The sequence below is a fragment of the Marinomonas mediterranea MMB-1 genome (assembly GCF_000192865.1).
Taxonomy (GTDB): domain Bacteria; phylum Pseudomonadota; class Gammaproteobacteria; order Pseudomonadales; family Marinomonadaceae; genus Marinomonas; species Marinomonas mediterranea.
In genome coordinates this window covers 1,597,315-1,612,897 of sequence record NC_015276.1, presented here as the reverse complement: position 1 = coordinate 1,612,897, position 15,583 = coordinate 1,597,315, and the positions used below count along the sequence as shown (strand labels likewise).

The 15,583-nt window shown below is 44.1% G+C and carries 13 protein-coding genes; 6 read left to right on the top strand and 7 right to left on the bottom strand.

Annotation, left to right across the window (positions count from 1 at the left end; all coding sequences use genetic code 11):
* Positions 1-106 precede the first annotated feature (106 nt).
* Positions 107-1,423: a TolC family outer membrane protein gene (locus MARME_RS07245; protein ID WP_013660614.1), complete on the top strand. Its 1,317-nt coding sequence runs from the start codon at positions 107-109 to the stop codon at positions 1,421-1,423.
* Positions 1,424-1,528: 105 nt separating this feature from the next.
* Here the strand turns inward: MARME_RS07245 and MARME_RS07240 are convergent, their stop codons facing one another.
* On the bottom strand, positions 1,529-2,443 hold the full coding sequence (locus MARME_RS07240; protein ID WP_013660613.1) for a flagellar protein MotY: 915 nt from the start codon (positions 2,441-2,443) through the stop codon (positions 1,529-1,531).
* 91 nt (positions 2,444-2,534) lie between these two features.
* Here MARME_RS07240 and rnt point away from each other — a divergent pair, with 91 nt between their 5' ends.
* From rnt to MARME_RS07225, 3 genes are all read left to right on the top strand, one after another.
* A complete protein-coding gene (gene rnt / locus MARME_RS07235) occupies positions 2,535-3,209 on the top strand; it encodes a ribonuclease T (RefSeq protein ID WP_013660612.1) in 675 nt (224 codons plus the stop codon).
* A gap of 174 nt (positions 3,210-3,383) precedes the next feature.
* A complete protein-coding gene (locus tag MARME_RS07230; RefSeq protein ID WP_013660611.1) occupies positions 3,384-3,761 on the top strand; it encodes a YbaN family protein in 378 nt (125 codons plus the stop codon).
* A 9-nt stretch (positions 3,762-3,770) separates the two neighbouring features.
* Positions 3,771-6,746, top strand: a complete 2,976-nt coding sequence (locus MARME_RS07225) for a DUF748 domain-containing protein (protein WP_013660610.1) — start codon at positions 3,771-3,773, stop codon at positions 6,744-6,746.
* 184 nt (positions 6,747-6,930) lie between these two features.
* Here MARME_RS07225 and MARME_RS07220 read toward each other — a convergent pair whose 3' ends face one another.
* A complete protein-coding gene (locus MARME_RS07220; protein WP_013660609.1) occupies positions 6,931-7,623 on the bottom strand; it encodes a hypothetical protein in 693 nt (230 codons plus the stop codon).
* Between the two features lie 418 nt (positions 7,624-8,041).
* Between MARME_RS07220 and MARME_RS07215 the strand changes: the two genes are divergently transcribed.
* Entirely contained in the window at positions 8,042-8,308 is a 267-nt protein-coding gene (locus MARME_RS07215; RefSeq protein WP_013660608.1) for a YdcH family protein, read from the top strand.
* Between the two features lie 133 nt (positions 8,309-8,441).
* Here the strand turns inward: MARME_RS07215 and fecE are convergent, their stop codons facing one another.
* From fecE to MARME_RS07195, 4 genes are all read right to left on the bottom strand, one after another.
* Entirely contained in the window at positions 8,442-9,218 is a 777-nt protein-coding gene (fecE, locus tag MARME_RS07210) for a Fe(3+) dicitrate ABC transporter ATP-binding protein FecE (protein ID WP_013660607.1), read from the bottom strand.
* 3 nt (positions 9,219-9,221) lie between these two features.
* The gene (gene fecD / locus MARME_RS07205; protein WP_013660606.1) at positions 9,222-10,181 is read right to left on the bottom strand and encodes a Fe(3+) dicitrate ABC transporter permease subunit FecD; all 960 of its coding nucleotides are present in this window, start codon (positions 10,179-10,181) and stop codon (positions 9,222-9,224) included.
* Between the two features lie 4 nt (positions 10,182-10,185).
* Positions 10,186-11,136, bottom strand: a complete 951-nt coding sequence (locus tag MARME_RS07200; protein ID WP_396627735.1) for an iron chelate uptake ABC transporter family permease subunit — start codon at positions 11,134-11,136, stop codon at positions 10,186-10,188.
* Positions 11,137-11,273: 137 nt separating this feature from the next.
* The gene (locus tag MARME_RS07195) at positions 11,274-12,188 is read right to left on the bottom strand and encodes a Fe(3+) dicitrate ABC transporter substrate-binding protein (protein WP_013660604.1); all 915 of its coding nucleotides are present in this window, start codon (positions 12,186-12,188) and stop codon (positions 11,274-11,276) included.
* 174 nt (positions 12,189-12,362) lie between these two features.
* Here MARME_RS07195 and MARME_RS07190 point away from each other — a divergent pair, with 174 nt between their 5' ends.
* Complete coding sequence (locus MARME_RS07190; RefSeq protein WP_013660603.1) at positions 12,363-14,453, top strand: TonB-dependent siderophore receptor; 2,091 nt, start codon at positions 12,363-12,365, stop codon at positions 14,451-14,453.
* Positions 14,454-14,624: 171 nt separating this feature from the next.
* Here the strand turns inward: MARME_RS07190 and MARME_RS07185 are convergent, their stop codons facing one another.
* The gene (locus MARME_RS07185) at positions 14,625-15,029 is read right to left on the bottom strand and encodes a glutathione-dependent formaldehyde-activating protein (protein ID WP_013660602.1); all 405 of its coding nucleotides are present in this window, start codon (positions 15,027-15,029) and stop codon (positions 14,625-14,627) included.
* Positions 15,030-15,583: the final 554 nt, after the last annotated feature.

Sequence of the window (15,583 nt, the reverse complement as noted above, 5' to 3'; positions counted from 1 at the left end):
TGATATGGTGATATTGACATAACAGTTATAGATTCTGACCTAATGCCTCAACGCCATTTTATGCGGTAATATAAATTTATTTCATAACAAGGACACACAAAGATCCATGAAAAAGCATATTATCTCTGCCATTGTGACAGCCGCAGCTTGCTCTGCACCACTTCATGCTGAAACCTTGTTGGAAGTCTACCAACTGGCTCAGAAACACGATCCTGGCTTGCGCGCTGCTGCGGCAACTTATCGATCTGAACAGGAGTCTGTCACATCCACAAAAGGTAGCCTTTACCCATCGATTAGCTTCTCTGGTAGCCTAGGTTACGGCCATCAGGAAGCACCGAAATTTGGCACAGACTATACCTCAAACAGTCTGTCACTCGATTTGAATTATCCGATCTATTCACCCGCCCTTGACTATGCGGTCGACGCCGTTGAGATTCAGTTTGATAGCGCGGGGGTAGATCTTGAAAACGCAAAAGAAGACTTGGCATCGAATACGCTGAAAGAATACTTTCAGCTGCTGATCGCAAAAGCCACACTAGACACAGTAGAAGCACAAGTCAAAAGCACCGCCAGCCAGCTTGAGCGCGTCCAAAAACAATACGATGTTGGCCTTGTATCCATTACAGACTTACAAGATGCAAGAGCGGAATACGACTCTGTCAGAGTAACAGAACTAAGCGCTAAATCGGATGTGGTTCTGGCTCAGAAAACATTGCAACAACGCACCGGAAAAGTATTATCTGATATTCCCGCCCTTTCTGAGCGCTACCCAATCAAAGTTGAACCTTCGATTACTGCAGAGTCAATGATTGCAAAAGCCAAACAAAACAATAAATCGCTGCAATCACTTGAGTTAGCCGTGCAAGCAGCGCAAAAGAATGTCGACATTCAAAAATCAAATGGACGAGTGCCAACAGTTGCGATTACAGGCTCTATTTCGCGAGCAGACAACGACTATAGCGATGTAAACCCTGATACAGAAGGCGTAACAACCGATGCAAATATTGGCATAGGTGTTTCTATTCCACTGTACAGCGGTGGCTCTATTTCCGCCAAGGTACGTCAAGCGACCGCAAGCGCAGAAGCGGCTTATGAAACCAAAGCAAGCAACCTTCAAACCATTGAGTTAAGCATCCGAAGCGCCGTCTTAGGGCTACAAACAACGTCGGCTCAAGTTGAGGCCCAGCGTCAACTTATCGTATCGCGCAAAAGCGCTCTAGAAGCGACGCAAGCGGGCTACGATGTCGGTACGCGAAATTTAGTTGAATTACTTAGCGCGCAGTCCAACCTATACAGCGCACAAAGCACATACGAAACCTTACGATACAACTTTGTCATTCAACAGGTTGCACTGTATGAGCTTACTGGGGAATTAACATTGGATAAGATTAACGACCTTAATACCTGGTTGGTCCAATCTTAAGCTCTCTTAAAGAGTGATTTGATAAGCCCTATAATTGGTAAAGCAAAAAAGGCAGAATAAACCATGTTTATTCTGCCTTTTTTGTGGCTTTAATACTTAAAATGATCAGTTCCCAGGTTGAGAAAGAGATCTAGCATTCGGATCCATACGCTCTAGGCGAATAGTCACCCTTCGGTTTCGCTCACGCCCTTGGTTTGTGCGGCTACTTGCCACTGGATAACGCTCACCATGATAACGAGACACGATCATATCGGCAGGAACACCTTGCTCCAGCAAATACGCGGTGATCTTTTCAGCCCGTTTTTTAGAAAGCTCTCGGTTGTCTCGGCGTGAACCAATGGTATCGGTATGGCCGTCGATATAAATGTATTGAATACTCGGATCGTTATTCACATAGAGCGCAACGAGATCTAAACGATGTTTAATACGATCAGTTAAATCAGCGCCATTCGTCGGAAACAATGCGGCAGTTCGAGCAATTTGGTCGTAGTTAACGGGCAATAAATCCGCTAGACAGCGCTGAAACTGATGATAGGCAGGCAAGAAATTGATATTGCTTAATGATACTTCAACCGCTTCTCGGCCATTCTCCCATGCCGTGCCAGCAATAACAGGGTGGCGCCCTCTGTCTAGACTGGTTAACATTTGCTCTGCTACTTTACCGCCTGCCTCGACCGTCAAGCCGTACCCTGGATACTTAAGCACCTCTAGCGTTTTAGGGTTTACGCCAGGGGACCAGCTCGCGGCCTGAGAAATAATGTAAACCTTCCCCGGGCCGATTTTTTCGTTGTTCGGCTTTAGTATAAACTTCATCGGTTCGCCCGCTTCCTTGACGAAATAGCCCGTACCAAAATGGGGAACAGGGTGCGTCAAACTACACGAAAAAATATCGCCACTTAACAGCCATTGCGACTCATCAATTTCTGACTGATAGCGCGTCAACGCCGAAGACGCACTTGAAACAAAGTACACACACATTGCCGCACTTAAATGCCGAAGTGTTTTACGTGTCACTACCATTTATCAATATCTCGTTCTTTAGCAAGTGTGTTATTATCCCATTCAACCACAATCTCTTTTCTGAGCTTAGGGCAGAATTAAGGATACTCTTTTGTCAAACCATGAAATAAAAGACCGTTTTCGCGGTTTTCTACCTGTTGTTATCGACGTTGAGACCGCAGGCTTTAATGAAAAAACCGATGCTCTTCTTGAAATTGCCGCCAGCATCCTAAGAATGGATGAAAATGGCGACTTATATATTCATGAAACACTTGAATATATAGTACAACCTTTCGAAGGCGCAAACCTTGAAAAAGCTGCTTTAGACTTCACTGGTATCGATCCATTCGACCCAGATAGAAACGACATGCCTGAAAGCGAAGCATTAACACAAATGTTATCTAAGGTTCGCAAAGAGTTAAAATCTGTCGGTTGCAAGCGCGCCATTCTAGTCGGTCATAACTCATCTTTCGATCATGGTTTTTTAAATGCAGCAATAGAACGTTGTTCAATAAAAAGAAACCCTTTCCACCCTTTTTCAAGCTTTGATACTGCATCACTCGCCGGTTTAGCCTATGGTCAAACCGTATTAGCTAAAGCATGTGAAGCAGCCAACATTCCGTTTAGTAACTCTCAAGCCCATTCTGCTAAATATGATACAGAGAAAACAGCAGAACTCTTTTGTGAAATTGTAAACAGATGGAAACAAATGGGAGGCTGGTCTCAGTTCAGCGAATCTCAAGAGAGCGCCGAAACCATGGAATCTTTATTTAACAGCAACTCATAACGCGTAAAAACCATAATAGACTCAACGCTACCTGATCGGGCTCCGCTAAATCGATAGCCAATAGCCGATCAGGTATGCGATATTTAAAAACGAGTGATTTTATATAAAGCTGTCACATCACTCACCTATACTGCAGCTTTAACGCGGAGTAATGCCGACCTCTAAGGGAGAACAATGCAAGGCAAACGCATTTTTTACATTGTATTGGGTTGGTTGTCATTGGTCACTGGCGTGATCGGCATCTTTCTTCCGCTCTTACCTACAACACCACTTGTTTTGCTTTCAGCTTGGTGCTTTTCTCGCTCATCTACGCGTTTTCACAATTGGTTAATCAACCACAAATATTTCGGACCGATTATTCTCGACTGGCAATCTGGTGACGGAATACCGAAAAAAGTACGTAACAGAGCACTGATAGTAATGTGGTTAGGCATGTCTATTTCCATGTTCATAGTATGGCGTTTTTGGGCGACAATTGGACTGGTCACAATCGGCGTCTGCGTCAGTATCTATATGCTCAGAATGCCTCTTAAAAAAGACAGTGAATCATGAGTATCTTGTATGACCTCGGATAACAACACCAAAGAAAAGCAACCTATGACCATTCACCATCGTTTGAAACCTCGCAGTCTACTTGCCCGTATAACCTTGTACTTTGCTCTCTTTTTAGTTCTATTTATCTTCGCCATTTGGTTAGCGATCCCACCCGTCGCTAACTGGTATTTAACCGACTTTTACAAACAACAGAACCGTTTATTTAGCGCCGACGACATTAGCGTCAACTTTTTCCCGCCCTCCGTTCATCTTGAAAAAGTGCGCGTGTCTCACGAAGAGTCAACAGAGCTTGAATTAAACCGTCTCGACATACAGGTTTCCGTCGCACCATTGTTTAAAAAAACGGCGTATATCTCCGATGCAAGAATAGATGGCTTGTTTGTCTATGCCTCTCAAAGTCAAAACGCTTGGAACATCGCTGGACTCAATATCCCACTTAACTCAAGCAATGAGAGCAATAACACACAGGATTCGGGATCGGAAATATCGAAAGAAGAGCATACTCAACCTCAAAAGCCATCCGAACAACAAGCACAAGAGAACCCTTCAGATGGCTCAATGGCATGGCGCCTTGTCGTTCCAAAATTCGAGTTTAATAATAGCCAATTTAAAATCCACAACCTTCTGAATGACAATATCACCGATAGCATTGCCATTAAGTACCTTCAAGTAGAAGATCTTCAAAACCAAGGACTGGACGTTTCGGGCAATGTCGCACTTGATCTCAATTTTAATGAATCAAACCTAGCACTTAAATCAAACATCCAATACCTTCAGTTTCTTGCAGACATTAAGCTAAACTCACTCGATATAAATGCAGAAATAAAAGACTTTTTGCACTTCCTTCCTAAGGAATACCGCCCTCTATCTGGAAACATAAATACGTCTTTGCAAGGCAATATTAAACAAGTGGGCGCAACTGAGTTTGAGGTTAGCCTTCCCTCAGTTGATATGAATCTAAATAAGCTGAGCGCAGATGTGCCAAACGCCGTCGCCCAGCTTGATACAGTAAACGTTCGTCTAACAAACTCAAACATCAGCAACACTTCAAATGGGGAACTTAGCGCAACGGGCATATTAAGTACCTCGCTTGAGAAGCTAGATGCCACGTTTGAAGACAACAAGGTTCAAACACAATCTTTCAATCTAGAAGTTAATCAGTTTGCCCTCAATAAAGAAGGCAACGCTATATCGCTGACTGTTCCAAGTATTGAGCTGAAAAACAACAACCTTCAGTACGAAAACGCAAAGACCAAAGTATCGAATAACAGCGTACACCTTCAACTCGGCAATCTAGTCGCAACCATAGCGGAAGATAAAACGCTAAAACTATCCACCTCCTTATCATCAGAACTCAATCAATCAAGTCTTGCACTTGACCAATTGCATTTGAATAATGATCGAATGGCGTTTGACATAGAGCAATTAGAGGTTGTGCAATCAGACGACAAACTCAATGCAAAAACAGCACAAACGAAGGTGAGCAATACCCACTTTATATTGACTGAATCCGAGAACGTATTGGCCTCAGTCGGACAAGTCGACTTAGATTTACCTACATTACGTTATTCTGGCACAGCGTACGCAGCCACCCTCGCCCACTTAAGGCTAGCTGACATCGAGCTTTCTAACCTAAAAGACGCGCCGCCACTTACTGTTCTAGACTCATTAACCATTCAAGACGTTAATGCAGTAGAAACACACGCTGAAATTAAAAGCATCGATCTAAAAGGGCTAAGAGCCCATCTATTACTCGACGAGAATCGACAACTCATCAATTTAGCCACATTGCCTGCTGCTAATGACGCGTCGGATCAAAACAGCACTGCCCATGAAAGTACAACTAACAGCAGTTCAGCTAATAACCGTACCAATGCGAATAACAGCGAAAAGCTTGATAACAGCACCGAACCAAATAAAAACACAGATCTAAACAACGACGAAACCAACTCAAACAAGTTTGCGCTACGGTTACACGAGTTTAGCCTCTCCGACAACTCATACATTCAGATTCTAGATAAGAGCGTTGAGCCAGATCTAGACAGCACAATCGATATTGACCAATTAACGGCAACACATATTGATTCAAAAGACCCCAACAGCGTTACCCACGTTCTCCTTAAAGCGAGGAATGGCAAATATTCAACCATTGACTTGAATGCCGATATTCAACCCTTCGCAAACAAACTGACGATGCAGTCCAAACTGGCAATTAGGGAAACAGAACTCCCACCCTACTCGCCCTATATTGCACAGGCTTTAGGTTACCGGATTGATTCAGGGCAAATGGACATGGATCTGGACTTAAATGCAGACAAAGGACAATTAGAAGGTAATACGCACTTAGTCTTCCGAGAATTTGATCTTGGTGGCCGCCAAGAAAGCAGCAAGGTCGTACAAACGGGTGCGATGCCTCTGAATATCGCCGTCGGTGTGCTAAAAGATGGACAAGGTAACATAGAGCTTGATATCCCTCTTGAAGGTGACGTTGATAATCCTGAGTTCAAATGGACGGGATTCTTAATGCTACCGATTAAACAAGCACTCTATAAAGCGTCTGCAAGCTACCTAATGCAAACGTTCGTTCCTTATGCAAATGTCATCAGTATCGCTCAAATCGCCGGAGAGCAGATTCTTAAAATTCGGGTCGAACCGCTAGAGTTCTCATTCCAGCAAGGGCAAATCCTGCCTGAACAACATAGCTACCTTGATCAGTTAAATGCCTTGATGACAGACAAGCCCGACAGTCAGGTAAAAGCATGCGGAATCGCCGTGCTGGGAGATTTAGGTGAAAGTGACGAACTCACCATTGCCGAACCAGAGCAACAAAACACCTATTTAAACGGCTTAGCAAATGAGAGAGCTAACGCCCTCAAAGACTATTTAGTAGGTAAGGGAATAGCTTCTAACCGTATTTTCGTATGTGCACCTCAAATCGATCGAGATGACGACGCTAAACCGAGGGTTGCGCTGAAGTTTTAATAAAAGACCCCTTAATTCAAACAAGTGCATTCAGAAAAGTTAATTCAGACCAAAGCATCTTGTCTCGACACAACAAAAAAACGCCTTATTCTTTAGCACTAGTCGCAAAGAATAAGGCGTTTTTTGGACCTGATTTTATATCTAGCAAAGCTCAAACAGCATTAAGAACATTCTTAATCTAAAGCTAACTGCTTAATAGCTCACTTAACAAGTCTGATGTCGATGAACTGCTACTCGTTCCGCCACTGGCAACGCTTTGGTACGCTTCGATACCTGGTGGAGGCGGTGGTGGAGGCGTACTTCCAGTTGAGGCTGGATCGTCACCATTGGCGATACTGGTTACCAACTCTTCGACTTCAACGCCCATGCTTTCAGCCATGGCGACAACAGAATCTGGCGCATTTTCAACCAGCTCATCAATGTCGTACTCACCACTTTCAACCGCTTCCAAGATCGACTCGCGATAGTCTTCTGCTTCTTCCATATCTTCAGACGAAAGCATAGACAAAGCACCACTTCCTGGAGGCGGTGGCGGTTGACTGCCCGAGGCGATCTCACTCGCCAGCTCTTCTAAATCAATGTCATTCTCTTCCGCATAGGCAATCAGCTCATCCGATGCCGAAGAAACAAGCTCCTCCGCATCAAAAGAGCCGTCCTCAACAGATTCTAAGACACTGTCGCGAAACGCGGCGGCCGCCTCTTTTTCGTCATCACTCATGCTCGACATTTTAGACATCAATGCACCGAGACTACTCACCTCAACGCTTGAGTTACTTAAATACGAACTTGATAATGAGTTTGAGCTGCTTGAACTCGCACTGGAAGCTTGCGTAAGCGCACTCAAACTAAAATTAGTGCTGGTACTGCTTATTTCCATTTTGGTTCTCCTAAAACACGTGGAATACCCATTCATTCCACACTTATTTTTTAGCAAACCTCATGCAAATAAAACGAAGCAATGCGTCACTCGTTGGTAAAATCTTCGTCAGCAAATTTAGCGAACTTTTCTCGTTAACACTAAGTTTTACAAAGATTGAGTAAAGATCCTACGTACCCAATATTTGATGATTTTTAGGGTGACAAAAAGCGGAAAATCATGAGCGCCGACAGGCAACCTCTGTCCGCTTAATAAAACCGACATAAAAGTTAAATATTTCCTCTTTTTTCATTAGAAACTGACTTAAATCAATCTATACTTATCGAGGTAGTCCTATTCTAAAAGATATCTTAAGTGAAAATTCCTACCAAGTAGGAAGAAAACTAATCGGAAAAACACAGCGTCCAAGGAGAACGGCATGCCGATAGAAAGTCACTCTTTAGCCAAAGAGCTTCCCGAATACAAAGAGGAGATACACCTACTTAAAACGTCTGATAATCATTTTAAAAAGCTGTTTGATGAGTATCACTACCTTGATCGTGAAATCGAGCAAATTGAAAAGGAGATTGTACTCGCCAGCACAATGGAAGAAGAAGAGTTCAAAAAACGTCGACTTTTGTTGAAAGATACACTGTTTCACTACCTACAAAAGTCTCAAAATCAACGCCTAGCAGAAAGCGCCTAGGGCAAATACGTAAATAGATTGCTGTGGTCTAAATTCTAACCACCCTATTCTAAAGAAGCCCCTGCAATGCTGTATCGCAGGGTGCCAGTTCTACCTCAAGCCAACACTTATTCAACCCACATCAACAGACCTTCTAAACTCGATCTTCAACAATGCACATCGGCGTATTGGCAATAGGATCAAGGTGAACCTGTGCTTGAACTTGAAATACTCGCTTTAGCATATCCTCGGTAATCACCTCACTCGGAGCGCCTTGATACAAAAGCGCTCCAGCTTTCATAATAACGAGGTGGTCACAATACCGAGCAGCTTGGTTGATATCATGCAGAACCGTAACAACAGTTTTACCTTGCTTATTTAATTCCTGCAAAATGGCCATTAATTCAACTTGATGATTGATATCCATATAAGTAGTGGGTTCATCAAGCAAAACATAAGGCGTGTCTTGTGCGAGCACCATTGCCAACCACACACGCTGACGCTGGCCGCCAGACAAATCCGAGACATATCTATCTTTTAACTCAAATACGCCAACCTGCTTCATAACATCATTCACAATATCCGCGTCTTTACGCTGAAGCTTGCCCCAAAAACCAGTATAAGGACTTCGTCCATACGAGACTAATTCCCTTACGAGAATCGCTTCAGGAATAGGCTGAGTTTGAGGAAGCAGTGCGATTTGAGTGGCGAGATACTTAGGAGAAAGTGACGCGATATCTTGCCTATTCCAATTGACTGAGCCATGAGTCGGTGTGATGATTCGAGAAATGGATTTCAACAAGGTCGACTTACCACAGCCATTCGGCCCAAGCAGCGCCGTAATTTTACCATCCGGTATGGTTAACGTGACATCCTCTATAACGCGATGGCCTTTGTAGCCCAATTGAACATTTTGAAAATGAATCGACATGACTTATCTCATTTTAACCAATAACCAAAGAAAGTAAGGCCCGCCCAGTATGGCCGTCACAATACCCGCGGGCAGCTCAATCGGTGGATCAATAGTACGCGCAACCAAATCCGCTAATAAGAGAATATTTGCACCCACTAACATGGCCGCAGGCAATAAATACTGATGCCGCCCACCCACTAAAAACCGAGCTAAATGAGGGGAAACAAGCCCTAGAAAACTAATCGGGCCACAAATTGAAACACAGGATGCGGTCAATCCAACCGATATTCCAATCGCCATTTTCTTGGTTCGATTGGGCGACGCCCCAAGCGTCACTGCACTCTCCTCTCCCAAGTCGATTAAATTGATTCTTTTGGCAAGCATTACGCCACACGGCAACAAAATAACCCAAGGAAGAATCAACCCGACTTGACGCCAACCACGTCCCCAAAGGCTGCCTGTTAACCAAAGCAACGCATTGTTAATATCGAGCGGGTGAACCAACATAATGAAATCAATCGCGCTCGCAAACAAGGCAGCGATTGCGACGCCTGTAATGGCGAACTTAACATTACCACTGCGCGAACCAACCAGATACCAAAGCAACACTGCTGCCAGTAATCCCCCAGCCAGCGCGACCTGAGGTAACCACATCATGTTAGCCGCCGGAAAAAATGTCATAAACGCAACGGCAGCCAACCCGGCGCCATGATTGATCCCCAGAATATCGGGCGAAGCAAGCGGGTTTCTGATTACCCCTTGAACAAGCGCACCAGCAAGGGCCAACATACTCCCCACCAGCAACGCCAATATAATACGCGGCAGTCTATATTCATGAATCGTAAAATAGTCTTCACTTGTTGAAGAAAAGCCATTCATAACTCTAGAAAGATCCATCGAGACCGCACCAAGCATAAGGTTGGCGACAATCAGCAATAAAAGGCAACCTAAAGAAACACCGAAAAAGACCTTCACACGCATAAGATTAGGAAGACCTCTTAACCAAATAGATAAAGAAAGGCGCGCCGATCAAAGCCAAAAGCGCGCCCGCTGGCGTTTCCATCGGAAAAACAATGGCCCGACTAAGAATATCGGCACCAACCACCAAACACGCGCCGATCAACATAGAAAGCGGCATGAGTTTGCGGTGATCAATACCCACTAATAAACGCGCCATATGGGGAACTAAGAGACCAACAAAACCCAAACTTCCCGCTGTTGACACCACGCTTGCGACCAAAACCAGTACCAATACACTACCAACGATTTTATACCGCGTCGGTGACATACCAAGGTTGATTGCATAATCATCGCCCAACTGAAGCACATTTAACTTCGCTGAAATCAAAATCGCGCCGATGGAGCCGCACAATACCCAAGGCCATAAGTGAAACCAAGCTGGCCATCGAGCATCCGCAAAGCTCCCCGCCAACCAAATAAAAACGCCCGTCGCCTGATCTTCCTCTAAAATAACCATCGCTTTTGTCAGTGCCGCACATAACGCACTGATCGCCACGCCAGCCAAGACAAGTTTGCTGTGGTCGCTACCTGAGCGCCAACTTGAGCCCAATAACATGACCACAGCCCAAACAATCCCGCCTCCCATTAGTGCGGCGGTATTCGTCCCAAATAATCCCATCCACGGTGCCAAGGTCGAAACAAACGCCATTCCTAACGCAGCACCCGCGCTTATCCCCAATACAGAAGGCGATGCTAACGGGTTATTGGTTATCCCTTGCATAATCACACCCGCAGCGGCAAGCGCACTGCCAGAGAGCGCAGCAACTAACGCGCGTGGTAAACGAATATCACTGACAATACGAAAGCCGATATCAGACAACGTGGCGTCATCGACAAAATGACTAGGGAGCAGCGCAAGTAACGACAACCTCGGGGAAAGAGAAAACGCTGAAAATGAGAACAAACTCACCCACAACAAAAGAAATAATATACAGACAAAGCCAACGACTAAAAGATTAAATCTCAGGCTAGATTGTTTACTGGAAAAAATTATGACGACCCTTATTCATGCACGCCCCAGAATTCAGATTCTAAGTACGCCGACAGCAGATTTTATTGAGATACAAGCCGCGATTTTGCATCAATCCCGAGATAGGATACGAGGTCAGCCGCCATTTTCTCCGATGCCAACACGCCTCTGTTTTTACCCCAAAGCATGGCATCGACACCGAAAATACGATGATTTTGAACGCACTTCAAAAGCGACCATAACGGCTCATGCTGCCATTTACCCAATATACTGGGTTTAACATACTCACCGATAATCAGATTCTCAGGGTTAATCAACAACAATTGTTCCATGCTTGCTTGGCGAGGCGCTGTATCGTCTTTAATACTCTTAGCGAACTTAAGACCTAAACGATCGATAATCCCGCCCGTGTACGAATCACTTGAATGAAGGAACAACGCGTCATCGCGCGCCACACCAACTTGAACTTCCATGCCTTGAGGAAGTTGCTGCTTATAGGCACTCATCAGACGTTCATGCTCACGTAACCGTGCTGTCATTTTTTGATCTTTACCAATCACATTGCCAATGATCGCCGTTGCTTTAAGCAACTCACCATAGGGCTGGCGCTTAGAGGGCAACATTAACGTAGGCGCTATTTTTCGAAGTTCAGAATACACACCCTCATGCCGATAAATATCCGCAATAATGAGATCAGGCTTTAACTCAGAGATCACTTCCAAACTGGGTTGAGAACGTGTTCCCACTGACTGCCAACTTCCAAACGCTGCTCGGATATCCGGCAACAATCGCACAGGGTCTTTGTCATCCGCGACGCCAACCGGTTTAACATCCACAATCGCAAGTGCATCGGCAAAAGAAAACTCCAGCACGACAATCCGCTTTGGTACATAGTCAATTGAAAACGCCCCTTTGCTGTCCTGAACCGTCACCGCCCATGTATTTAGTGCAGTCATCGCCATAAAAAACAAAGAAAAGTTCAACAATATTCGAATCATTCACGCCTCAAAAGTCAGATATTAAGCCGCACGCAGCTCAAAGAGGCCCAATTTTACTTATTTAAGTAATTTTAACAACAATCATTATTGATTTGGTTTGATATTAATTATCATTAGCATTATATTCCCCTCGAATTTCAATTTCCTTTCACAAACCTGTAGAAAAGTTGAGTTATGAAACACCCATTAATTTCCTCTAGTGTTCTTTTATTATCACTTCCCCTATTTGCAGCGACGGATGAACAAGCAAATACGAAACCTGCTGACGAGACTCAGCTAGAAACATTAGTCGTTAAGGGAAGAGCGCTTTCGCACTACAAGGAAGACGAAACTCGTATTGGTACACGTACTGATACGGAGATCGATAAAACACCTCAATCCATCCAAGTACTCTCTAATACATTGATAGAAGATCAAGCCGCTCGTCAGATAACGGATCTCTATCGATCTATTTCAGGTGTGTCTCAAGACAACGTAAATACAGTGACGTTCCGAGGCTTTCATCAAAATGAAGTTCTGTATGATGGCATGCGAGGCAACCCTTACCACGATTTCTTCACCGTACCTCAACTAACAAACATTGATGAAATTCAGGCTATTAAAGGCGCCTCAGGTGCATTGTATGGTGCGGGTGAACCGGGTGGCATTATTAACTATGTCACTAAAAAACCTACGTATGAGCCAGAAACCTTTATTAAGGTCACTGCGGGAAACAAAGACTACCTATCAACTCAGTTCTCATCGTCGGGCCCAATCGATGCCGAGGCGAATCATCGCTACCGACTCTCTCTGTATAAAGATAAGGGTGACTCGTACCGTAATAACGTCGACCAGAATAACGAAAACGTTGACCTAGGTTACGAATGGGACATCAACGATGAATCGACGTTAACCGTTCAATATTCAAACATCTATCAGAAGTTTCACGGTGCACGTTTGCGCGGTATTCCAACCGATGATGAAGGCAACTTCCTTGCAGACGATTCATGGAACGCCAACGAACCTGGCGACTACCAACAGTTAGACGGTGAAACTTTTCAAGCGAAATTAGCAAGCGACATTAATGATACCGTCAGCGCTGATATTGGCTTACGTTATTTTAAAGGGACTGAATTACAGAAGTATCACGAACTGCGTGGCCTCAATAGCACAGAGGATGCGATAGAACGTCAATACCGTGATCAAGTGCGTAAAAACGAAGGTATTAGCCTTTCCAGCAACGTCATTTTCGACTTCGACAAACATACCTTATTGTTAGGCGCAGACTACACAAACAGCACACACTCTCGATTGTTCTATACAGCAAACGCAAGTGAATTAAGCCTAGCAAACCCTGTTTATGATGCTGATATTAGCACCTACAGCATGACACTAAAGCAAAATAATAAACGGGAGTCCGATGAATTCGGCCTGCTTATTCAAGATCAATGGTCGGCAACAAACCGCCTTGATGTTGTTGCGGGTGCACGATTCAATCACTTTGATCAAGATTACACAGACAACAGAACCCCCAGCAACAGTACAAAATACTCAGATGACGGTTACTCGACTCGCCTAGGTGCAACGTACCATTGGTCAGATAACGTAAAACCTTATGTGTCACTTTCTTCAGGTTACCAACCTCACGATGCTGAAGACCAACAAGAATCCAAAGGTGGCCCTTTTGACCCAGAAGAAAGCTTCCAACGCGAAGCGGGGGTTAGAACATACTGGCTAGACAATCGTCTAAACATCAACCTAGCGCTCTACCATATAACGCGTGAGAACGTGCTTCAGGACGACCCAGATGACAGCGATAAAAAAATTGCCATTGGTAAGGTACGTAGCCAAGGTGCCGAAGTGGACGTCATGGCGGACATTACCGATCGCTGGGTTGCGAACATCAGTTACGCCTATAACGACACAATTATAAAAGAAGACAATGAGGATGGAATTCAATTTGCCGCAGGTGATTCAGATCGCTTCTCAAATTCTCCATTACATCAACTGGGAATATGGACGCGTTACGACCTACCCAGCTTATCGTCGTCTGTCTCAGTCGGCGCAGACTACGTAAGCCAGCAATACAACCGCAACCATCAAAAAGTAAAACCTTACACAGTGTATGACGCGTCTTGGCAAACGAAGTGGGATGATTGGACATTGCAAGCGACGATCAAAAACCTAACTGACGAAGTCTATGCGACAGCAGGCTTCAATAAGAACATCGGGTCGTACGTTGGCGAACGTCGCCGTATCTATCTAAGCGCTCAATACGACTTCTAATCGTAACGGGTGACCTGTCATCAAAAGATCGTGGGTAACCAATCTAGAGAGATAGAATAAAAGTCTCAAGAGAGCTCCGCAACAAACGCGAAGCTCTCTTTTTTGTCTCTTTTCTATGAGTTTTAGGTTATTGCTCCAGTGAACCCTACAAACGAGTTTATGCGCAACAACTTACTCTAAAACAACCTTAGACCAAACCATTGCCCAACGTTCTGGTTTCGCTTCTGACGTCAATTGCTTAGGGCTGACCTTTACCGATGATTGAAGTGTATATTTGGATAAAAGTGTTTTTACAACAGCGCCTCTTTCTTCTCCATTATCTCTATGCGTTACTGCAACAATATCTTTGCAATTGCTACATTGCCAAAACGTCGCTTGCCCTGAACCTTGATTTAGTTGATGCATAGTTTGTCTGGGGCTGAAACTTAATGTGCCTTTTACATCTGAGATATACGCGAGCCCATAACTTACGCAAAAATCACAGTCGCATTCACGAGCCTGATACTCTTCAATTGCTTGTGGCAATTGAACTAAAGCCTTATTTTTTCCACAACTACACTCAGTAGAGTAATCCATTTAAGACATAATGACTCCCCACAAGAGCTAGCCTCCAATTCCGTGGGTTAGTGTAAAACCAGAGCCATAATGAGCGTTTATACAACTAAATAATGGAGGCTAGGGTAATCCTCCCCTTAAGTAAAGAGAGGGAATCTGGAACACCGCGGGTACTTCCTCCTAGCTGACAGCAATCAAAATCCACCAAACTTAATATTAACTTAATGACGTTCGTCAGATTACTCTACCGTCTTGCGACTTTAAAGTACTTTCTATCTAATGCTAATATTCGTGCTGCAGAAAATAACTGCCTATACATATGCATACTGAGTCAGCGTGTCAATATACGATTGTTCTGATCAAGATTCAGTTATCTCATTTTTTTCAAAATCAAGTTTATAAAAACTTGGCTATCTATAACTAAAAGGTCATAAAGTGAGCGAAATAAGGAATAGATACTACCTTTCACTGCATCAAGTCATAAGATAAGGTTGTAAAGGTTGGCAAATGCAATGCCAAAAATTGAGTGCATATTGATCGTTACTATAACAATACTAACTAAGCCAAGCCGTCCC